The sequence below is a fragment of the Pararhizobium sp. LjRoot235 genome (genome assembly GCF_964254145.1).
Classification (GTDB): domain Bacteria; phylum Pseudomonadota; class Alphaproteobacteria; order Rhizobiales; family Rhizobiaceae; genus Pararhizobium.
The window spans coordinates 62,822-83,490 of sequence record NZ_CAXUSP020000003.1 but is presented as its reverse complement, the minus strand read 5'-3'; the positions used below and the strand labels follow the sequence as shown (position 1 = coordinate 83,490).

The 20,669-nt window shown below is 58.6% G+C and carries 21 protein-coding genes; 15 read left to right on the top strand and 6 right to left on the bottom strand.

Annotated elements, in window-relative coordinates; all coding sequences use genetic code 11:
* Positions 1–9 precede the first annotated feature (9 nt).
* Entirely contained in the window at positions 10–2,151 is a 2,142-nt protein-coding gene (locus ACSQ2Z_RS26695; RefSeq protein WP_436084246.1) for a methyl-accepting chemotaxis protein, read from the top strand.
* Between the two features lie 142 nt (positions 2,152–2,293).
* On the opposite strand, the gene ACSQ2Z_RS26690 is transcribed toward ACSQ2Z_RS26695, so the two are convergent.
* On the bottom strand, positions 2,294–2,698 hold the full coding sequence (locus ACSQ2Z_RS26690; RefSeq protein ID WP_436084245.1) for a TetR/AcrR family transcriptional regulator: 405 nt from the start codon (positions 2,696–2,698) through the stop codon (positions 2,294–2,296).
* Between the two features lie 13 nt (positions 2,699–2,711).
* Between ACSQ2Z_RS26690 and ACSQ2Z_RS26685 the strand changes: the two genes are divergently transcribed.
* On the top strand, positions 2,712–2,933 hold the full coding sequence (locus tag ACSQ2Z_RS26685) for a hypothetical protein (RefSeq protein WP_436084244.1): 222 nt from the start codon (positions 2,712–2,714) through the stop codon (positions 2,931–2,933).
* Between the two features lie 203 nt (positions 2,934–3,136).
* Here the strand turns inward: ACSQ2Z_RS26685 and ACSQ2Z_RS26680 are convergent, their stop codons facing one another.
* Positions 3,137–4,063 carry a LysR family transcriptional regulator gene (locus ACSQ2Z_RS26680; protein ID WP_436084243.1) on the bottom strand — a complete coding sequence of 309 codons (927 nt, stop codon included), beginning with the start codon at positions 4,061–4,063 and terminating at the stop codon, positions 3,137–3,139.
* A 98-nt stretch (positions 4,064–4,161) separates the two neighbouring features.
* On the opposite strand from ACSQ2Z_RS26680, the gene ACSQ2Z_RS26675 reads away from it, so the two are divergent.
* Genes ACSQ2Z_RS26675 through ACSQ2Z_RS26655 form a run of 5 tightly spaced genes read left to right on the top strand, consistent with a single transcriptional unit; the run spans position 4,162 to position 9,099 of the window.
* Positions 4,162–5,337: an acyl-CoA dehydrogenase gene (locus ACSQ2Z_RS26675; protein ID WP_436084242.1), complete on the top strand. Its 1,176-nt coding sequence runs from the start codon at positions 4,162–4,164 to the stop codon at positions 5,335–5,337.
* Between the two features lie 24 nt (positions 5,338–5,361).
* Complete coding sequence (locus tag ACSQ2Z_RS26670; RefSeq protein WP_436084241.1) at positions 5,362–6,519, top strand: CaiB/BaiF CoA transferase family protein; 1,158 nt, start codon at positions 5,362–5,364, stop codon at positions 6,517–6,519.
* Positions 6,520–6,531: 12 nt separating this feature from the next.
* Positions 6,532–7,281: an electron transfer flavoprotein subunit beta/FixA family protein gene (locus ACSQ2Z_RS26665; RefSeq protein WP_436084240.1), complete on the top strand. Its 750-nt coding sequence runs from the start codon at positions 6,532–6,534 to the stop codon at positions 7,279–7,281.
* 25 nt (positions 7,282–7,306) lie between these two features.
* Positions 7,307–8,254: an electron transfer flavoprotein subunit alpha/FixB family protein gene (locus ACSQ2Z_RS26660; protein WP_436084239.1), complete on the top strand. Its 948-nt coding sequence runs from the start codon at positions 7,307–7,309 to the stop codon at positions 8,252–8,254.
* Positions 8,251–9,099, top strand: coding sequence for a 3-hydroxybutyryl-CoA dehydrogenase (locus ACSQ2Z_RS26655; protein ID WP_436084238.1), 849 nt, complete (start codon positions 8,251–8,253; stop codon positions 9,097–9,099). The genes ACSQ2Z_RS26660 and ACSQ2Z_RS26655 overlap by 4 nt, the downstream gene beginning before the upstream one ends.
* A gap of 292 nt (positions 9,100–9,391) precedes the next feature.
* Here ACSQ2Z_RS26655 and ACSQ2Z_RS26650 read toward each other — a convergent pair whose 3' ends face one another.
* The 4 genes from ACSQ2Z_RS26650 to ACSQ2Z_RS26635 all read right to left on the bottom strand — a co-directional run bounded on the left by ACSQ2Z_RS26650 (position 9,392) and on the right by ACSQ2Z_RS26635 (position 13,204).
* Positions 9,392–10,444, bottom strand: a complete 1,053-nt coding sequence (locus tag ACSQ2Z_RS26650) for an Ldh family oxidoreductase (protein WP_436084237.1) — start codon at positions 10,442–10,444, stop codon at positions 9,392–9,394.
* Entirely contained in the window at positions 10,441–11,328 is an 888-nt protein-coding gene (locus tag ACSQ2Z_RS26645) for an alpha/beta hydrolase (RefSeq protein WP_436084236.1), read from the bottom strand. The genes ACSQ2Z_RS26650 and ACSQ2Z_RS26645 overlap by 4 nt, the downstream gene beginning before the upstream one ends.
* 20 nt (positions 11,329–11,348) lie before the next feature.
* Positions 11,349–12,254: a VOC family protein gene (locus tag ACSQ2Z_RS26640; protein WP_436084235.1), complete on the bottom strand. Its 906-nt coding sequence runs from the start codon at positions 12,252–12,254 to the stop codon at positions 11,349–11,351.
* A 113-nt stretch (positions 12,255–12,367) separates the two neighbouring features.
* Positions 12,368–13,204 carry a fumarylacetoacetate hydrolase family protein gene (locus ACSQ2Z_RS26635; RefSeq protein ID WP_436084234.1) on the bottom strand — a complete coding sequence of 279 codons (837 nt, stop codon included), beginning with the start codon at positions 13,202–13,204 and terminating at the stop codon, positions 12,368–12,370.
* A gap of 193 nt (positions 13,205–13,397) precedes the next feature.
* Here ACSQ2Z_RS26635 and ACSQ2Z_RS26630 point away from each other — a divergent pair, with 193 nt between their 5' ends.
* The 8 genes from ACSQ2Z_RS26630 to ACSQ2Z_RS26595 all read left to right on the top strand — a co-directional run bounded on the left by ACSQ2Z_RS26630 (position 13,398) and on the right by ACSQ2Z_RS26595 (position 20,657).
* A complete protein-coding gene (locus tag ACSQ2Z_RS26630) occupies positions 13,398–14,135 on the top strand; it encodes a GntR family transcriptional regulator (protein ID WP_436084233.1) in 738 nt (245 codons plus the stop codon).
* A gap of 245 nt (positions 14,136–14,380) precedes the next feature.
* On the top strand, positions 14,381–15,496 hold the full coding sequence (locus ACSQ2Z_RS26625; RefSeq protein ID WP_436084391.1) for an alcohol dehydrogenase catalytic domain-containing protein: 1,116 nt from the start codon (positions 14,381–14,383) through the stop codon (positions 15,494–15,496).
* 62 nt (positions 15,497–15,558) lie between these two features.
* Positions 15,559–16,095: a cupin domain-containing protein gene (locus tag ACSQ2Z_RS26620; protein ID WP_436084232.1), complete on the top strand. Its 537-nt coding sequence runs from the start codon at positions 15,559–15,561 to the stop codon at positions 16,093–16,095.
* Positions 16,096–16,184: 89 nt separating this feature from the next.
* Positions 16,185–17,396 (top strand): amino acid ABC transporter substrate-binding protein, encoded by a 1,212-nt coding sequence (locus ACSQ2Z_RS26615; protein WP_436084231.1) that lies wholly within the window; start codon positions 16,185–16,187, stop codon positions 17,394–17,396.
* Positions 17,397–17,420: 24 nt separating this feature from the next.
* Positions 17,421–18,281, top strand: a complete 861-nt coding sequence (locus ACSQ2Z_RS26610; protein WP_436084230.1) for a branched-chain amino acid ABC transporter permease — start codon at positions 17,421–17,423, stop codon at positions 18,279–18,281.
* Positions 18,282–18,288: 7 nt separating this feature from the next.
* Entirely contained in the window at positions 18,289–19,242 is a 954-nt protein-coding gene (locus ACSQ2Z_RS26605) for a branched-chain amino acid ABC transporter permease (RefSeq protein WP_436084229.1), read from the top strand.
* A complete protein-coding gene (locus tag ACSQ2Z_RS26600) occupies positions 19,226–19,957 on the top strand; it encodes an ABC transporter ATP-binding protein (RefSeq protein ID WP_436084228.1) in 732 nt (243 codons plus the stop codon). Before ACSQ2Z_RS26605 ends, ACSQ2Z_RS26600 begins: the two co-directional genes overlap by 17 nt.
* Positions 19,950–20,657: an ABC transporter ATP-binding protein gene (locus ACSQ2Z_RS26595; RefSeq protein WP_436084227.1), complete on the top strand. Its 708-nt coding sequence runs from the start codon at positions 19,950–19,952 to the stop codon at positions 20,655–20,657. Before ACSQ2Z_RS26600 ends, ACSQ2Z_RS26595 begins: the two co-directional genes overlap by 8 nt.
* Positions 20,658–20,669 lie beyond the last annotated feature (12 nt).

Below are 20,669 nucleotides of genomic sequence, written 5' to 3'. Positions count from 1 at the left end.
AGGAGCCATATGATGTTTGTTTGGAGAAAGTTGGGCATTCGTGCTCAGATCACGGCCGGCTTCGTGCCTCTCATCGTCTTGATGAGCCTTCTTGCGCTCAACGCCAATTCCGGCATGGCCGGCCTTTCGTCGCTGTTTTTTTCGTACCGCGGAACGGTCGGAGAGAGCCTCACGATTTCACAATATAATGAGCGTCTGCATGAGATCGAGCTATCGGCTGAAACTTTCCGAGCAAGTCCTAGCCCGGCGCTTGTGGAGCGTTTCCATGCAGGTGTGAAATCATTCGAGAAGGAAGATGTTCATATCGCTGAAAGCTCGATACTTTCGCAGGGCATGGAGGGAATCCGACGCGACATCGCCGCTTACAGCGAGGCATTCGATCGGATGGTTTCGCTACATTCAAGACGCGAGATACTTTTATCCAAAGTTACCGAGTTCGGCCCATGGACCAGCATCGCGTTGGCGGATGTATTGCGAAGCGCTTGGAGACAGGAAGACCTAATCCTTTCGCACATGACATCGGACACACTTGCGTCCCTGAATCGAAGCCTCTATTTTTCGGAACGCTTCGTTCACACAGGCGATGCCAACGCTTATGACAAAGCTCAAGCTGAGCTGAAGGACGCGTTGGCGCTGAACGGAAGCGCGGTCAAACATGCAAAAAACGAGCTGCAGCAGAAGCGTCTTAATGGCGCAACCCAGCTGATGCAGAACTACACGTCGAGATTGGCGGAAGTAAAACAAGTCGCCGACGCGATGGACGAAACCCATGAAGTTCAGAAGACGCTGGCTGCAAAAGTATTTGACGGCTTTTCGACGCTTTCCTCGACTGTCACCACCGCCCAAGGAAATTTGGATGGTTCGGTGGACGCAACGATCGGCTCCGCTCGTACTACGACGCTCGCCATCGCAGGGCTGCTGATAATTGTCGGGCTGGTTTTGTCGTATGTTGTGGGACGGCTCATCTCGGCAGCAGTTCGGAAAATGGCGCAGTCTATGGAGCGGCTAGCTCACGGAGACAGCTCCATCATCATCGAAGGCAGCGAGTACCGTCATGAACTTGGCGCCATGGCACGATCATTGAAGGTGTTCCAAGAAACCGGGTACGCAAAGCTTGCCGCTGAAAACTTCGCGGAGCGCACACGTCTCGCTGCCGAAAAAGAGCGGCTGGACCAGGAGGCCGAAAAGCAACTCGAGGCGAAGGCGATGGAGCAAGCGTTTCAAGAAATATCGTTGGGTCTCGATGCGCTGTCGAGGGGCGACCTCACGGTGCGGATTGCGCCGGTGGACTCACGTTATGCCAGGATACGAGACCATTTCAATAATTCGGTCTCCAAACTGGAGGAAGCATTCGATTCCGTCATCCGTGCCGTGAGTACCATCCACTCCGGTCTGGACGAAATCTCCGCGGCATCCCATGATCTGGCTCGGCGCACTGAGCAGCAGGCAGCGTCTCTGGAAGAAACGGTTGCCGCTTTGGGCGATGTCACCAAGGGCGTTAATGACACGGCTGAGGGTGCGAGTCGTGCCCAGAAAGCAGCGGTGACTGCGCGGTCCGATGCAGAAAAGAGCGGCGACATCGTCGCACGTGCCATCAATGCAATGACCGAGATCCAAGAATCGTCTTCTAAGATCGGCAACATCATCGGCGTAATTGACGAGATTGCCTTTCAGACGAATCTGCTTGCCCTGAATGCTGGAGTCGAGGCGGCGCGGGCAGGAGATGCCGGAAAGGGGTTCGCTGTCGTCGCGCAGGAAGTCCGTGAATTGGCTCAGCGTTCAGCCAGCGCGGCGAGGGAGATAAAGCATCTAATCTCGGCGTCTTCAGCACAGGTCGATACCGGAGTGCGGCTGGTAGGTGAATCTGGCGTCTCGCTGGCACAGATCGTCGAACAGGTTAGCGCAATGAGCGGTATCGTCACCGAGATCGCAATTGCTGCTAGGGACCAAGCCGCAAGCTTGAAAGAGGTTTCAGCGTCGGGAGACGCGATGGATAAGGTGACGCAGCAGAACGCCGCGATGGTCGAACAAACCACCGCAGCAGCGCAGAGCCTTTCCCAAGAAACCGAAAGGCTGGCGGGTTTGGTCGATCGCTTCAAGACTAGCGCTGGCAGCCGATTTGGCCAGAGCCGTTACGCGATGGCGTCATGATGTGAAAGACAGAAAAGTGGGCCCGGTCGAGCGTTTGACCGGGTCATACTGGTTCAGGGACGGTCGAGCTCCGCTTGGGCGACTGTCTAAATGGCCGGTCGATCTGTGAGGTCGATTGGCCGTTATTTTATCCCCGAGCGCTTCACGCTGCGCACCGAAGAGCCATCGTCGTCAGGTTTAGGAGCAGTTCGTCGAGGTGGGCTTGATCGCGCGCCTCATGTTTCGCGGCTGATGCAAAATTCAGGATCGCGTCGGCAAGCTGATGGAATGACATCCCGGACGCGCGAATTTTGTCTTCTGCAGGAGTCAGCAGCTTTTCGACGACAGCACGAAACCCGTCTCTGCACTCTGCGATCGCCTTGCGACTTTCTGTGCCGACACCCTCGATGATGTCCTCGGCGTTGGGTGTGGAGTGGAGCATTGCATAAGGCCGCCGGGCGAAGTGTTCAAAGACAATGCCGAGCTGCCCGCGCAGGTCCCTGCAGCTTGCCAGTTCACTCTCTGCCTGCCTGAGCGCCCGGTCCATAAAGAGACGGATCGTCGCCAACAGCACCGCTTCCTTGTTCCGAAGTGACGAAGGCGGCGGATGGTATGGCCAACTTTATGCCGGCAAGCAGCTCTCCGATCCCTCGGTCATCGCGCAAACTGTCGCCAAGCCCGTGACCGTCGCCAAGCCTCGAACCCGCTACGCAGCCGGTTACATGGCGAAGCCCATTCTCTTCCTGCGCGGGCTGTTGCCAGACCGCCTCTTTGATCGGGTCATCGCGTCGATGGCGGCCTGAAGGACAGTTGCAGCGATCGTGAATCGATCGCCTGCGTGCGTATCTGCGGTTCGAGATTGGCGCCGTACCCGACGGCTCGCACCGCGGCCGCCGCCGCCTAAACATCGCCTCAAGAGTGACGATCTGCGCGTATTGTCGGCCTCAGTGTATGCGACGGAACCTCATGGCACACCGTGGTGCCGGTGGGAGGGGATCCCAACTCATCAGTGAGAATCGACAGCCAGTTCCGATTTGCAAAATTCCGCCGTTTCTCGCAGAAGCCAATCGCGAAAGGCGCTGACAGGCTTGGAGCTCTCCTTTCCCTCCGGGGACACGAGATAGTAGTTGCTTCTGCTTCGCACCCAGTGGCGCGATGCAATAACGAGTTGCCCGTCATCTAACTCTGGCCGGATGAGGAAGAGTGGCATCAAAGCTACACCGAGACCGGCGACACAAGCTTGTGCAACCCCAAGGAACTGCTCGAAACTCATAGTTCCCGGTTGCTTGCCGTCTATGCCGAGGCTGGAGAACCAGTCGTCCCAAGCCTGAGGTCTCGATCGCATCTTCAGAAGTGGCAGCCGCAGGAGGTCGTGCTCTGACACGATTGCATTGTCTTTCAGGAACGAAGGACTGCAAACCGGTGCGACAACTTCCTCCATGAGAAACGTGCACTTGGCGTTCGGCCAATCGCTACCGCCGATATGAATCGCAGCGTCGATACCTTCACTTTTGAAATCGAAGACGCCAATACGTGTGGCAAAATTAAGTGTCACCTCCGGATGCTCAGAGACGAATTTGGGGATACGAGGCAGAAGCCATCGTGTTCCAAACGTCGGAAGAATGGCAAGGTTTAGCGTTGCAGAGGGCGAGCCGGACATGGCGTGCAAAGACGCACTCCGGATTAACCCAAGCGCCTCCTGAATGGTCTTGTGATAGACGACGCCCTGGGGCGTCAACGCCACACCACGTCCGTTACGCACGAAAAGCGTCGTGTTGAGTCGCTCCTCGAGCGTCAGGATTTGGCGGCTTATCGCCGCTTGGCTCAACGTCAGTTCAACAGCGGCGGCCGAAAAACTGCCGAGCCGGCAAACTGAATCAAATGCCGCTAGTGCGGTTGTCGATGGGAGCAGGCGTCGCTGTAACGGATCCATGAGCTATAACTACAGCTCATATCTGGATGAGTAAACGTCGTTTCTCACGGGATGGATTTTTTGACATCTTGGCAGGAGTTCAAACGTGAGACACGGCCATGACGTTCGCCTGGAATGACCCTTTTCTTCTTGAGGAACAGCTGTCGCAAGACGAGCGGATGATTCGCGAAGCGGCAGCGGCATTTGCCGAAGCAGAGCTGATGCCCCGTATCAATGACGCATATCTCGACGAGAGAACCGATACTGGCCTCTTCAAGCTGATGGGGCAGGCAGGTCTGCTCGGTGTCACGCTTCCCGAGGAGTACGGAGCGGCGGGCGCCAACTACGTCGCTTACGGTCTCGTCGCCCGGGAGGTCGAACGGGTCGACAGCGGCTATCGCTCGATGATGAGCGTCCAGTCCTCACTGGTCATCTATCCGATCTATGCCTACGGCTCGGACGAACAGAAGAAGAAATACCTCCCGGGCCTCGTCTCCGGCGACTTGATCGGCTGTTTCGGGCTGACAGAGCCGGACGCCGGATCTGACCCCGGCGGCATGAAGACGCGCGCCGAGAAGACGGACAATGGATATCGCCTGCGCGGCTCGAAAATGTGGATCTCCAATGCGCCGATTGCTGACGTTTTCGTCGTCTGGGCAAAGTCGGCCGCTCACAACAACGAGATTCGTGGCTTCATTCTCGATAAGGGAATGCAGGGGCTTTCGGCGCCGAAGATCGGAGGCAAGCTTAGCCTGCGCGCATCGATCACAGGCGAGATCGTCATGGACGGCGTCGAAGTCGGCGAAGATGCGCTGCTGCCGAATGTTTCGGGGCTGAAAGGGCCTTTCGGCTGCCTCAACCGGGCGCGATACGGTATTTCTTGGGGCGTCATGGGTGCAGCTGAAGACTGCTGGTTCCGCGCCCGCCAGTATGGCCTCGATCGTAAACAGTTTGGCAAGCCGCTGGCGGGCATGCAGCTCTACCAGAAGAAACTTGCCGACATGCAGACCGAAATCGCCCTTGGCCTTCAGGCGTCGCTGCGCGTCGGGCGGCTTCTAGACGATCACAAGTTCGCGCCGGAAATGGTTTCGATCGTCAAGCGCAACAACTGCGGCAAGGCCCTCGATATCGCTCGGCAAGCGCGCGACATGCATGGCGGCAATGGCATCCAGATCGAATACCATGTCATGCGTCACGCCCAGAACCTGGAAACGGTCAACACATATGAGGGGACGCATGATGTCCATGCTCTCATCCTCGGGCGTGCTCAGACCGGCATTCAAGCGTTCTCCTGATCAGCTTCGTCGAGGAGATTCACAATGTCTGATGCGCCTCTCGCCGGATTGAAGGTCGTTGAACTTGCCCGCATCCTGGCGGGCCCATGGATCGGACAAACGCTGGCCGATCTGGGGGCCGATGTGATCAAAATCGAAAGTCCGCATGGTGATGACACCCGTCAATGGGGTCCGCCTTATATAGAGGAAGGCGAGGGCAATCGTTCGGCCGCCTATTTTCATGCCTGCAATCGCGGCAAGAGATCGATGACCGCGGATTTCAACTCGAGCGACGATATGGACTTGGTCCGGGCCCTGATCGCATCAACCGATATCGTGATTGAGAACTTCAAGGTTGGTGGGTTGAAGAAGTTCGCTCTCGACTACGAGAGCGTTTCGAGAAGCAATCCCGGTCTGATCTATTGTTCAGTGACTGGTTTTGGCCAGACCGGCCCCTATGCAAAACGTCCGGGCTACGACTTCATGATCCAAGGCATGAGCGGAATCATGGATCTCACAGGTGAGCCCGATGGCCCCCCCGAAAAAGTGGGCGTGGCTTTCGCTGACATCTTCACCGGCCTTTACGGGGTGATTGCGATCCAGGCGGCACTGCAGGCCCGTCAAAATAGCGGACGCGGCCAGCACATCGACATGGCACTATTCGATTGCATGGCCGCAGTTCTCGCCAATCAAGGAATGAACTTCCTGGCGTCCGGGATCACACCGAAGCGCATGGGGAACGCCCACCCAAATATCGCGCCATACCAGACCCTTCCGGTTGCTGATGGCTATATCATCATCGCTTGCGGCAATGACAGCCAGTTTTTCCGCCTGTGCCAGGTCCTTGCCCTACCTGAGCTGCCGCTTTCCGACGCCTTCGCGACGAACGCCAAACGTGTCGAAAACCGACTAACACTCGAGCAAGCCTTGATCGAGAAGACAACGTCTTGGAACCGTGATGATCTTCTTCTTTCGCTGGAAACGGCCAACGTCCCGGCCGGCCCGATCAATACGGTCGGCGACCTATTTGGTGACGAACAGTTCCATCACCGCAATATGCTGGTCGAACTTGATGGCGTGCCTGGTTTGCGTACTCCAATCGTGTTCTCGCAGTCGGGTCTCAGCCTCGCCAGGCGATCACCGCGCTTGGGAGAGCACACCGCCGAGATTCTGGCCGAATTCGGTCGCGTTAGATCGAGCTGAAGGATGAGCGTTATGAAAGTTCTGGTCACCGTCAAACGGGTCGTCGACTACAACGTGAAGATCCGGGTCAAGCCGGATGGCTCCGGTGTCGAGCTTGCCAATGTGAAGATGTCGATGAACCCGTTCGACGAGATTTCGGTCGAGGAGGCTCTGCGACTGAAGGAGGCCGGCAAGGCGTCGGAAGTGGTGGTCGTCTCCGTCGGACCGGCCAAGGCCGAAGAAACACTGCGCACGGCGCTCGCCATGGGCGCCGACCGGGCGATCCTGGTCGAGACGGACGATCAGGTCGAGCCGCTCGCCATTGCCAAGATCATCAAGGGTGTCGCGGAAGCCGAACAGCCGGGTCTGGTGATCGTCGGCAAGCAGGCGATCGACGACGACAGTAACCAGACCGGCCAGATGCTGTCGGCCCTGCTCGGCTGGGCGCAGGGCACCTTTGCCTCCAAGGTCGAGATCGGTGATGGCAAGGCAACCGTGACCCGCGAAGTCGACGGCGGCCTGCAGACCATCGAGATCAAGCTGCCGGCGGTCGTCACCACCGACCTGCGCCTCAACGAGCCGCGCTATGCCTCGCTGCCGAACATCATGAAGGCGAAGAAGAAGCCGCTCGACAGACACACGCCTGCCGATTTCGGCGTCGATACCGCACCGCGCCTCAAGGTCCTGAAGACCGAAGAGCCGTCGGGCCGCAAGGCCGGCATCAAGGTCAAGTCGGTCGCCGAGCTGATCGACAAGCTCAGACACGAAGCCGGCGTCCTCTAAGGTCCAGGAAAGGGAGACTAAAATCATGGCCATTCTTCTTCTGGCAGATCACGACAACGCAACCCTGTCCGACCAGACCGCCAAGGCGCTGACGGCTGCCTCCAAGATCGCCAGTGGGACTGGAAGCGACGTGCATGTGCTGGTGGCCGGCAAGGGCTCACAAGCCGCGGCCGACGCCGCCGCCAAGCTGTCCGGCGTGTCCAAGGTGCTGCTCGCCGAAAGCGACGACCTTGCCAACGACCTCGCCGAGCCGCTCGCAGCCCTGATCGTGTCGCTGGCCGGCGCTTATGACACCATCCTCTCGGCCGCCACGTCGGTCGGCAAGAACGTGCTGCCGCGCGTTGCCGCGTTGCTCGACATCGCCCAGATCTCGGAGATCACCGAGGTCGTCTCGGCCGATACGTTCAAGCGGCCGATCTATGCCGGCAACGCCATCCAGACGGTGCAGACAACCGAGGCCAAGAAAGTCATCACCGTGCGCACCGCCTCCTTCTCCCCGGCCTCCCAAGGCCCACTTGCTGCCGTCGAGGAAATCTCGGCGGCAGCTCTTTCTTCCAAGCTCTCGTCCTTCATTGGTGATGCACTTTCCACGTCCGATCGTCCGGAACTGACCTCGGCCAGGATCATCATCTCCGGCGGCCGGGCGCTCGGCTCCGCGGAGAAATTCCAGCAGGTCATCCTGCCCGTTGCCGACAAGCTCGGGGCTGCCGTCGGCGCTTCGCGCGCGGCCGTCGATGCCGGTTATGCCCCGAACGACTGGCAGGTCGGCCAGACCGGCAAGGTGGTGGCGCCGCAACTCTACATCGCCGTCGGTATCTCCGGCGCCATCCAGCACCTCGCCGGCATGAAGGACAGTAAGGTCATCGTCGCCATCAACAAGGACGAGGAAGCGCCGATCTTCCAGGTCGCCGACTACGGCCTCGTCGGCGACCTGTTCGAAGCCATCCCGGAACTTCAGAAGGCACTGACATGACCGATCAAGGTCCAATCCTCATCCGTTCGGTGGGCGTCATCGGAGCTGGCCAGATGGGGCTCGGCATTGCCGAAGTCTCCGTGCAGGCTGGCATCGCCGTGCAGCTCTACGACGTATCCGGCGACCGTATCCGCGAGGGCATCGGTAAGGTCCGCGAAGCGATAAGCCGGAACAAATGCACAGAACTTCCGATCAGCGGAAAGCTCGCAGGTTCCGACTCCATCGACGATCTCGGCGCCTGTGATCTCGTCATCGAGGCCGCAACAGAAAATGAGGCAATCAAGCGCGATGTCTTTCAACGACTTTGTCCCATTCTCAAGCCTGAAGCCCTGATCGCCACCAATACCTCGTCCCTCTCGATCACCCGTCTTGCGAAGGCGACGGACCGGCCGGACCGATTCCTTGGTATTCATTTCATGAACCCGGTTCCGGTTATGAAGCTCATCGAACTGGTCCGCGGAATTGCCACTTCGCAGCAAACTTACGAGGTTGCTCAAGGGTATGCTGCGCAGCTTGGCAAAGAGGTGACCACCTCGGAAGATTCGCCAGCCTTCATCGTCAATCGCGTGGTCCTGCCGATGATCAACGAGGCGATATTTGCTCTCCACGAAGGGGTGGGCACAGTGGAAGCTATCGACAGAGGCGTCAAGCTTGGAGCCAACCACCCGATGGGGCCATTGAGGCTGGCGGATTTCATCGGTCTCGATACGTGCCTTGCGATCATGCGAGTGCTCCACGAGGGATTTGCGGACCAGAAATACCGGCCCTGTCCGCTCCTTGTGAAATATGTCGAGGCGGGTTGGCTCGGGCGAAAAACAGGCCGTGGCTTTTACGACTATCGATGAGAGTGATGAATCGTGCGGAGCCGGGAGTTTTACTGAGGCTGCACTGTCGTCCGATGCTGGACTGCTCCGCTCGTCCTTTCTATGGAAGCCGCATGCTGTCCATGTCGGATTTGCAGCAAAAATGACGGTCGCGGCTTCTTGCCCGTCCACGCAGGACGCAGGAACCGCTTTTTGCACGGCGTGGCTTCTCGGCACGAAGTCGGCTACGCGACCAGTCCAAGGGACCGGCGCACTTGAGCACAGGCGTAGTGCGGCGCAGGCGGCAAACATCGCTGCTGATTGGGGCAGCCATTCACGTCAGCACTGACGGCACGTCGAGATGATATTTTTGCGCCTCGGCCGCCAGCCGCTTGATGGTTCCGGCCGACAAAGGGATACCAGTCTCTCTCCGCGCATCCGCAATGGCAAAGCCGCGCTCTCCGGGAAGGAGGACGTCATCGACGCCCGCCGCCGGAGGAAGCGCCTTGATCGCGCGAGCCAATTGTTCGACTTCATCTATGAAGTGTTCCTGATTACCAATCACGCCAGGATTGATGGCGATGACCAGCCCGTTGAAGCCTGCATCCCGCTTTTCGCCAAGCGCTACCGAGATCAGCGGGTTGCCGCCGAGCACACTTGAGAGCACCTCTATCATGAGGGACAAGCCGGATCCTTTCGGCCCAGACATGGGCAAAACCGCACTGACTTTGGACGGATCGGTGGTTGCGTTGCCCGCGGCATCCACCCCCCAGTCGGCCGGAATGGAACCACCTGCGTCTTTGGCCGCCATGATCTTGCCAAGCGCCACTGCGGCGGTCGACATATCCAGGATCAGGGGGCGGCCCCGCGTCGGAGCCGCGATAGCGAGGGGATTGGTCGAAACGCCTTCGACACGCGCGCCGTGATAGATCATCAGTGGCTTTGATGCCGTCATCGCAATGCCGATCATGCCACGTTCGGCGATCTTCTCCGCAAAGTAGCCGATCGCGCCTGCATGCGTGATGCGAATGGCGCTGCATAAACCGATTCCGTGCGTTCCGGCTAATTCCACTGCCTTGTCGATTGCCTTCTGCATGCCGACCGCGCCGGGGGCGCGATCGGCATCGAGCGTTGCGATCGCGCCGAAGGTCCGGGTAAAGACAGGCTGGGCGGTGGTGTTGATCGCGCCGTGTCCGGCCATCTCGATGTAGCGCGGGATACGCAGCACTCCGTGCGATTCAGCGCCGCGCAGATTGGCCCAGACCAACAACTCGGCCGTCTTGCGGGCGTCTTCTGGCCGAAAAGAGCCGGCGACGAGCAAGGCGGCTGAGAAGCTTTCGAGGCTCACCTTGTCGATCCGCTTCACGTCGCGCGCCGTGCTGTTCATGTTGCCGCTCCGGGGGATGTGGGGAAGAACTTGTCGAGCCAGCCCTTGATCATCGCCTTGGTGCGTGGAGCGTCTCGTTCGGAGAGTGGAAAATGGGCAGTCGTGTCGACGAGCATGAGTTCGGTCGGTTGGCCCGCCTTCTCGAATAACCGCACGGATTCGCTGGTTGGCGTAATGATATCGTTTGCCGTGTGGAATAGCAGGAGGGGTCGCGGCGCGATGTTCGCGACGACGTCATCCGCGCGGAAATTGTACATGGACCAAGCTGTTTCTACCGGGATTTCCATGATCGCCTTGGGGGAAAGATTCTTGCGCAGATGTTCGGGAATCGGCACGGCGTCGAAGCGCGACATCCACAGGCTTTCACCGGTTTCCTGCTTGTGCGTGCGACCCTTTTCGAGAATGCCGATGAACTTCTCCCAGGATTCCTGGGTGGGGTGCTGGCCGCGGAACTTGCGTTCGCCGTTGCCCCAGCCGCAGGAGGAAAGGCAGCAGGCGAAGCGGTCGTCTACGCCGGCGGCATAGACGGACACGGCGGCGCCGAAGCTGTGGCCGGTGATGCCGATGCGCTTGGGATCTACCTCCTCGCGCTCGGCGAGAAAAGTGAGCGCGTTCTTGGCGTCTGCCACCTGATCGAAGCAGCGGACCTGCGCACGTTCCCCCTCACTTTCCCCACATGAGCGGAAATCGAACCGCAGGGCGACATAGCCGAACGCTTCCATCATTTCCGCCTGGATCTGAGCATGACTCTCATCTTTCGAGCCGACAAAGCCATGGCAGACGATGAAGGCCGGCAGCTTCTGCCCAGGCTCGCGCCCGTCCGGAACATGGAGGACGGCCGAAAGTTTCAGCCCATCTGACGTGAACGTAAGTTTTTCTTGCATGGTCTTAACCTCGGTCTGGATCAGGCGATCTTGGCGAAGGGATGGAAATATTCGCGCCACTCGAGCGGCGCGGGCGTGCCCCAGACATTCATGTCGCGCACGTTGCCGGGGCGATCGAGATTGGTGATGACGTTCGGGGTGAAATCGGCGTCGTCAGCGATATGTGCCATCACGCCAGAACATTCGATCATCATTCCACTGGCATCAGTGTAGTAGGCGTAAGTATTGTCGCCGGGGCGATGGCGGCCGGGACCCCACATCAGCTGACGGTCGAACTGATCGAGGATGTCGCCGAGACGCAAGTACTGGTTGAACTCCAGGAACTCGAAGGAGACGTGATGCAGCCCGGGCGCGGCGCCCTTGACCAACCCCAGGACATGATGCTGGCGGTTGCCACCATACATCCAGCTCAAGGCATCATTGACCATCCGCTCTGACAGTTTCATGCCGCCGATCGCCTCGAGCTGGGCACGAGTGGCCGCTGGGTTCGGCGTGATCAGGTTAATGTGATCAATACGGTTGGGTCCGACGCCGTTGGTCGGATAGCGGCGGCCGTAGGTCTTGTTACGGATGGGGCTGTGAATCTCAAATCGCAGCCCCTCCGGCGTTGCAAAGGTCACCCCTTTGGCGATGCAGTCCAGGCTCGGTTCTTGAGATAGGATCCGGCATCCGGCTGCCTCCACGCGAGATGCTGCCTCAGAGACCAATTCCGGCGTCAGCGCCTCGAGGCCGATAGTGTGGGCTGAATTTTCACCGGCATGCACTAAAACCAGCTCGGCCGCCCGACCGTTCGAACTCAGCCAGGTCTGCTCCGTCGTGCGATGCGTCACACGCAGCCCGAGAATTTCCGTCGCATCGCGAATGACTGCCTCGGGTTCACTTACGTTGATCTTCATATGCCCGACGGCATGCACGATGTGGCTCATGTCTTCCTCCCAAACAAACCGCAATTGCGAAATCAGGTTGTTGTGATAGCGCAAAAATCGAAGCTGATCAAGATATTTTCGAAAATATATGGAATTACGAAATTATGAAACACTTATTGATCTGGCCCAACGGCATTGTGCAGGACCCCGATTCCCTCGATTTCGACCTCGATCAGGTCTCCAACTTCGAGGAACACGGGCGGCTTGAGGCTCGAACCGAAGCCTTTTGGCGTTCCCGTCACGATCACATCGCCAGGGATGAGCGGCGCAAACTGGCTGATGTATGAAATGAGCCAGGAAATGGAAAAGATCATCTGGCTTGTGTTGGTTCTTTGCCGGATCTCACCGTTGACACGCGTTTGGAGAGTGAGATTGCCAGGATCGGTGCATTCGTTCGCCGACACCATCCAGGGGCCGAAGCCGGCAGTGCGAGCGAAATTTTTGCCAGGGGTGAACTGGCTGGAATGCTTCTGCCAATCTCGGACGCTGCCATCGTTGAAACAGCTGTAGCCGGCAACGTGGTCAAGCGCATTTGCTTCGGCGATCCGGTGCCCTGGCCGACCGATGATGACGGCGAGTTCACCTTCGTAGTCGAACATTTCGGAATGACTCGGTTTCGGCAGAAGCTCGTTATGCCCCGTCTGCGAGGATGCGAACCGGGTAAAGAGCAGTGGATATGCAGGTCGAATGTTCAGTTCGTCGCCGTCTTCCCGATAGTTGATTGCTACGCACAGCACCTTGGAGGGATTGGGGATCGTGGGCAGAAAACGAATCTCGGAAAACGCGTAGTCGGGATCGGCGATGGGTTCCTGGCCGAGCACATCCGCCCTTGCCGCTATGTGGGTCTTGAGGTCGGGCAATCCGGTGCGCTTTCCGAGGTCAACGACTCCGAAATTCACGACGTAGCCATAGGTATGACGATTGCCTTCGATGAAACTCAGATATCGCATGCTCGACCTTTCGCAATTTCGAAAACAATATATAATATCGTAAATGATCGGCGATGGTTGGCAAGTGTCAGGCAGAGCAAAAATGCCGCGGTATGTGTGGACATTGATTTATTTCGAAATTCTACATAGTACTTGCACATGCGCCTGAGACTGCGGGCAGTGTGCTTCGTGCAGCAGGCAGCTCGAGGAAAAAATGCAGGAAAAAATGCACACCGGTGGTGAGACACGTGCTGGCGACGTCCTCCACAAGATGCGGCAGGATATCATCAACTGCGTTCTGAAGCCGGGGGAGAAGCTCCGGTTCGAGACGCTGCGCTCAATGTATTCCGTCAGTTTCTCCACGCTGCGCGAGGCACTCACGCGACTGACGGCAGACAACTTGGTGGTTGCCGAAGGTCAGCGCGGTTTCGTCGTCGCCCCCGTCTCGATTGCCGATCTGAACGACCTTACCGATGTTCGAGTGCTCATAGAGAGGGAAGCACTGCGGCTTGCGATGCAAAAAGGGGACGATCGGTGGGAAGCAAACATCCTGTCGACCTTCCACCGCATGGACAAACTGCAGCAACGACTTGGACGAGAGTATTACCTATCGGAAGAATGGAGCGCGGTGCATGGCGAGTTTCATCTGTCGCTTGTTTTCGCCTGCGACTCGCCGAACCTGATCGAGATCCGCAAGAAGCTCTTTGAGCGCGCTCACCGATACCGTCGCATGTCTTCGCAATTCCGCCCGAAATGGCGGGAGAAGGATGCCGAGCACAAGATGATCGTTGATGCAACGCTCAAGAGGGACGAAGCCAGCGCGTTGCGTCTCATCGAACGGCATATCCGTGAAACAAGCGAGAATGTTATCGAACACGCCGGGCATCTCTTCGAGAACCCTACAGTCCGCGAGGGCGGGAAGAAATCCGCTGCCGCGGCGTTCGCTGGCTGAATGGACTGCGCTGCAGACTATCCGACACATTCTGATTGAAAGACCGTCATGGGCTTGCGCGTAAGTCCATGACTTTTAGACATTTATTGACGAGTGGTAACGAACTCGGCACTGTTTTTTCATCTGATGAGCAACGATTATTACGAAATAGCTTGAAATTTCGAAATTACTGGAGTACGAATTCACCCGAGGTGAGGAGTGTCGGTCTAGAGGGATGGCGACACGACGAATTTGAGGAGGAATTCATGACTATTGCGACAACAATGACCGCTGCACGCATGCATACCGTGGGCGGAGAGCTCAAGATTGAATCCCTTCCCACGCCCAACCCCGGCGACATGGACGTTTTAGTTCGCGTCAAGGCATGCGGAATTGTTCCCAATCTCGGCAACATCCTCGCCAACTGGACGACTTGGTTCCCACAGAACCCCCTGCCGCCGCTGCCGGCGGTGTTCGGCCTTGATCCGGCCGGGGAGATCGCGGCCGTTGGCCGCCAGGTCCATGGGCTCAAGGTAGGCGACAGGGTCTACGTCAATCCAGGTCGAAGCTGTGGCAGCTGCCGACATTGCCGCAGGGGTGATTCCATCGCCTGCAAGCACTATGGGTTCCAAGGCTATTTCGGCTTCAGCGAACATGCCCTACAGACCTTTGCCGATTATCCCATCGGCGGCTTGAGCGAATACATGGTCGCGCCGGCATCGGCGATCGTCACTATCCCTGACAATATGGCGTTCGACCAGGCCGCGCGGCTTGGCTATCTCGGGACGGCCTATTCGGCTCTCAAGAAGGTCAACTCGGGACCGGGCGATACGATCCTCATCAACGGCATCAGCGGCACTCTTGGCATTGGCGCGGCCATTTTCGGGCTGGCCCGCGGTGTCAACAAGATCCTCGGCACGGGACGAGACAAGGCGTTGCTCGCCGAAATCAAGGCTCTCGCGCCCTCGCGCATTGAGGTCTTTTCTATCGATGACGGCAGCGTGACGGACTTCGCGCTGCAGCATACGGATGACGAAGGCGTGGACGCCTTTATCGATTGCCTCGGTCCGGGTGGGCAGCATGAGACGTTTCTGCAGGGGCTTCGCAGCCTGCGCCGTGGCGGCATCGCCGTCGATATCGGCGCAATTGCCGGTCCCGTGCAGATCGACGTTCATTGGCTGATGGACCATAACCAGCGCCTCTACGGCTCCGCCTGGTTCACGACACAGGAAGGCCAGGAGATGGCCGACATGGTCGCATCCGGTCTGGTGGATCTCTCACTGCTGGAGACGCAGAGCTACCCGCTGAGCGAGGTCAACGCAGCGATTTCGGGCATCGCGCAGCGGCACGGCGGCTTTTCGAACTACGTGATCTGTCCCTGAGACGCACGATCCGACGGCTCGCCGTCGGAGTATCGATATCTCTGTGGAAGTGGGAGGATTTCATGAAAGTTAGACGCGTCGTCACCGGCAGGAACGCAGCCGGGAAATCCGTCGTGGTGAGCGACGGGCCGTCGCCCCGCGAAATGGTTCTGAAGCATACGCACGGTTTTGTTTCCAGTCCGATTTGGGTGACGGCGAAAGTGCCGACTTTGCCGCATGATGGGATGGATCCGATGACCACAAGTGGCACACTTCTTCCGTCACCAGGAGGCTCAACCTTTATCGTGATCACGGTGCCGCCTGACGCAGTGATGATGTCGCCCGAATTCCGACCCGACCTAGCCGGTCCAGAGCACGCCGAGGCTGCGCCCGGCATTGCGGAAACCTTCGAAATGGACAATCCCGGCATGCATACGACGCCGACAGTGGATTACGCATGCGTCGTCGATGGCGAGGTCTGGATGGAGCTGGATGACGGCGAAGTCGTCCATCTCAAACACGGCGATACGGTGGTACAGAACGGCACGAGGCATGGCTGGCGCAATCGCGGCGACAAACCGGCAACGCTGGCCTTCGTCCTAATGGGCGCACATATCTAGGCAGTCCTTACCAGCGCTCTTTTGGCAGACCGGTCTCGCGCACCCGCGAGGCGGGAACGGTATCGCTTGTTTAAAAATGGGAGGACAACATGATCGACATTTCCAGGCGGACTATGGTTTCGGGTCTCGGCTCGATCGCACTCGCTGCCACTGCAGGACTTCCTGTTTTCGCTGAAGACCGGAAGTCCGTGCGCATTGGATATATCGCGTCCAAGAGCGGTGTGAACGCACCTGGCGCAACCACCACCACCATTCCCAACTACGAACTTTGGGCGAAAGACGTGAGCGATGCCGGCGGTATCGCGATGCCCGACGGCAAGCGGCTTCCCTTGGAGATAATCGCTTACGACGATCGCTCTCAGACCGAGGAGGTGGTTCGTGGCATCGAGCGTCTTGCGCGACAAGACAAGGTGGATTTCATTCTGCCACCGTGGGGAACGGGCTTTAACCTTGCAGTCGCCCCTCTGATGGACAGGTTTGGATACCCCCAGCTCGTCGGAACATCCCTGGTCCCAAGTGAAATCGACGTTGTTGGGAAATGGAAGAACAGTTTCTGGTTCCTCGGAGCCGCTGACGAATATGCACAGGCCCTCGCCTCCGCAGTTGCCGGTGCCGGGGACGCGACCAACAAGAAGGTTGCGATGGTCTCGGTGGCGGACGGCTTCGGGATCGAGCTTGTTGGCGTTGTACGCAACAGGTTTGCCGAGGTCGGAATCGAGATCGTGATGGACAAGTCCTATCCGATTGGAACGCAGGATTTCGCCACCCTCCTTAACGAAGCGGCGTCGTCGGGAGCCGACATCTTCGTGGCGCTTTCTTATCCGCCGGACACGTTTGCCATGACTAAACAGGCGCGGTTGACCGACTACAACCCGAAGGTTTTCTACACGGGCGTTGGAACAAGCTTCTCGATCTTCTCCGACATCAACGATGGCAAGGTCGAGGGAGTGATGAGCCTGGGGGGCATCGACGCATCCCGCCCTGAAATGGGGGCCTATGTCGAGCGCCACAAAAGCGTGCTCGGTAGCAAACCTGACTATTGGGCAAGTTCCCTGATTTATACAAGCTTGCAGATGTTGGAGCAGGCAATCGGCCGCCGAGGTCTGGATCGCGATGCAGTTGCCGACGAACTGCGTACCGGCGAGTTTGAGACCATCATCGGCAAGGTCAAGCTAGACGAGAACCGGCTGAAACATCTCTGGCTTCTTGGGCAGTGGCAGGGGGGCACTTTCGTCGGTGTTGCACCCTCCGACAGGCGAGGTGCGCGGCAACTCATAGTACCGAAGCCCGCCTGGAGCTGATCGCTCGCGAATGGAGTTGAGAAGATGTTGCTGTCCACTCTGGTTATTGGGATCGTCCTTGGTGGGACCTATGCGCTGATCGCGCTGGGGCTGACCATTCAGTACGGCGTGGCTCGGATCATGAACCTCGCCTACGGAGACCTTGTGATTGCTGGTGCTTTCGCCACCTATCTAGTCGTGACTGCAGTCGGCCTCAACCCATTCGTAGCGCTGATTGTCGTCGTTCCCGCCGCGTACGCAGCCTGCTACCTTCTCTATGCCGTTGTCATGCAACCACTGGAGCGGCGTTCGCGCGGCTCCGGGAGGCTCGAAGTGGATTCGATCCTCGTCACATTCGGTCTGATGTTTCTGTTCCAGGGATTTCTGGTGCTGGGTTTCGGCAGCGGTTTCACCGGATATAGCTGGTTTGAGGCGCCCGTTGATATTTTTGGGACAAAGATCGCGGCAAGCCGGCTGGTCGGAGCAGTGCTCGCGATCGCTATCGGCGCTGCGCTTTATGTTGTCATGCAGAAGACGCGTTGGGGTATGGCCATGCGGGCGGTGGCGACCCGTCCAGCGTATGCGCCACTCGTGGGCATCAACAGCGTTGTGCTGGCGCGATCGGCATTCGCCACGGGTGGCGCACTGGCGGCACTCGGCGGTGCCATACTTTCCATGTCACAACCGTTCACACCCACGGACGGCGTCTTCCTGACCATGAAGGCGCTGGTGATCATCATCATGGGCGGAGTGGGCAATCTTGCCGGCGCGCTTGCCGCAGGGCTAATGCTGGGCCTTGTCGAGGCAGGTGTTGCCTCGGCCTTCGATCCCGGCCTCACGCTCGCGGTCACATATGCCATCTTCCTTGCGGTGCTGCTGTGGCGTCCGCAGGGTCTTTTCCGGTGAGGCTACGATGAAAACTCCTGCAATTTACACGTCGGTTGCCGGCGGAGCGGGTTTGCTCGCTGCATTCCCCCTCTGGCTAGGGGACTATGGCCAAGGCTTGGCGGTCGGCTTTATGGGCTACGTTGCGCTGGCTTGCAGCTGGGCCTTGTTTTCCGGTCCGACTCGCTACGTCTCATTGGCAACGGTCGCCTTCTTCGGGATCGGCGCCTATAGCGTCGCCTTTCTCAACGAATATGTCTCCTACTGGCTGATCCTGCCCTGCGCCGGTCTTGTCGGCCTTGCGGTCTCGCTCGTTGTCGGTCTCGCGACATTGCGCCTTGCCGGCATATATTTCGTAATTTTCAGCTTCGGCCTCGCCGAGATAGTCCGACAACTCCTCACCTGGTACGAAGTCAATATCACCGGCGCTCTCGGACGCTACATTTTCGCTCCGGTCGAGACGCGGGACATCTACTGGATGCTCCTCGGCATTTCGATCGTTGCCATCGGGCTGCGGTGGTGGATCGACCGCGGCCGCCTCGGCCTGGCGGTTCGCGCGATCGGTGATGACGAGACTGTTGCTGGCCACGCTGGCGTTGACGTGACGTGCGTCAAACTCGCCCTGTTTTCTCTCAGCTCCGTGCTGATCACGCTGGTAGGCGCGGTGCAGGCCCCACGCTGGGTGTATGTCGAGCCAAGCATTGCATTCAACCCAACGATCTCCTTCATGACGGTCATCATGGCATTATTGGGAGGCGCGTCACGTCTATGGGGACCACTGTTTGGCGTAATCCCGCTGTTTCTCCTGTTCGAATGGCTTTCTGGGCATTTTCCGGATCACTACTCGATGATCCTGGGCGTGGTCTTCATTGCGATCGTCTTCGTCTTCCCGGATGGTGTGTTAGCTAGGATTGAAGACGGATGGCAAAAGCTCAGGTGCCGTCGTTCAGAAAGTGAGGTTGTCCATGAACGCCTTGCTTGAAGTCAGGAACCTCAGGAAGCAGTTCGGCGGGCTGGTCGCGGTAAACGGCGTCAGCTTTACCCTGGAGAAGGGTGAGGTCGTCGGCCTGCTCGGTCCGAACGGGTCGGGCAAGACGACTGTGATGAACCTTATATCCGGGGCGCTGTCGCCAACTGCCGGCGAGATACTGCTCGCGGGCGAGGGGATCCATGGGGCGCCAGCACATCGCATCGCTCGCAAAGGCGTGTCGCGCACGTTTCAACTTGTGCGGCTGGCGCCGTCACTTTCCGTGCGCGACAATGTAATCTTGTCCATCGCTTTTGGACGCAAGCCACTCTGGGGTCGCGCCGCTCGCGAACGGGCGGACCTTGTGCTTACCACCGCGGGATTGGCTGGGCAGGGGGATCTGCCGGTCCAGACCCTCAACTATATCGATCAGAAAAGACTAGAACTCGCGCGTGCTATCGCGCCCTGCCCGGATATTCTCCTGCTCGACGAATGGCTTGCTGGACTGAATCCCGCCGAACTTCGCGTTGGGATTGAGCTGATCAGAGGGCTTCGTGATACCGGGATCACGATACTGCTCGTCGAACACATCATGGAGGCCGTGCGCGAACTTTGCGCCCGCGCTATCGTCATGAGCTCTGGTATAACAATCGCAGATGGTCCGACCCGCGAGGTCCTCGCAGATCCCACGGTCGTCGCCGCTTACCTGGGAGACAGCGAGTATGCTTGAGGCCAGCAACATTTCCGTTCGCTATGGAAAGCATCTCGCCCTGGACAGCGTGTCGGTGAAAGTCGGGCAGGGCGAATGCGTCGTCATCCTCGGTGCGAACGGCGCCGGCAAATCGTCACTTCTAAGGGCTATGACCGCCATGGTGCCACTTGCCGGCGGCGGCAGCGTGCGGTTCCTCAACCGCGACATCACCGGTTTATCACCCCATAGAGTTGTCGACCGCGGAATTGGCCACGTCCCGGAAGGGCGCGGCGTGTTCACGGAGATGACTGTCGATGAAAACCTCCGGCTGGGAGCCAACCCAACCCGCGCGCGCGAGGGGCGTGAAAGAAAACGGGAAGAGGTACTGAAGCTGTTCCCGAGACTCTCGGTGCGGCTTCGTCAGCGTGTTGGCACGATGTCCGGTGGCGAACAACAAATGGTGGCAATCGCCCGCGCCTTGATGTCGAAGCCGGACCTCCTACTCCTCGACGAGCCTAGCCTCGGTCTAGCCCCGATTGTCGTCGGTGAGCTCTTCCAATCGCTCAGGCGGATCCTTGATACCGGCATATCCATTCTCGTTGTCGAGCAGAACGTCCGTGCAAGCCTTGCGCTGGCAACCCGCGGCTACCTCCTCGAAGCCGGCCGGATAGTCGGCGAGGACAGCGCCGCCAAACTGCTGACAGACGTTGCCGTTCGTCAGGCTTATCTTGGACATTGAAGGTACCAGACC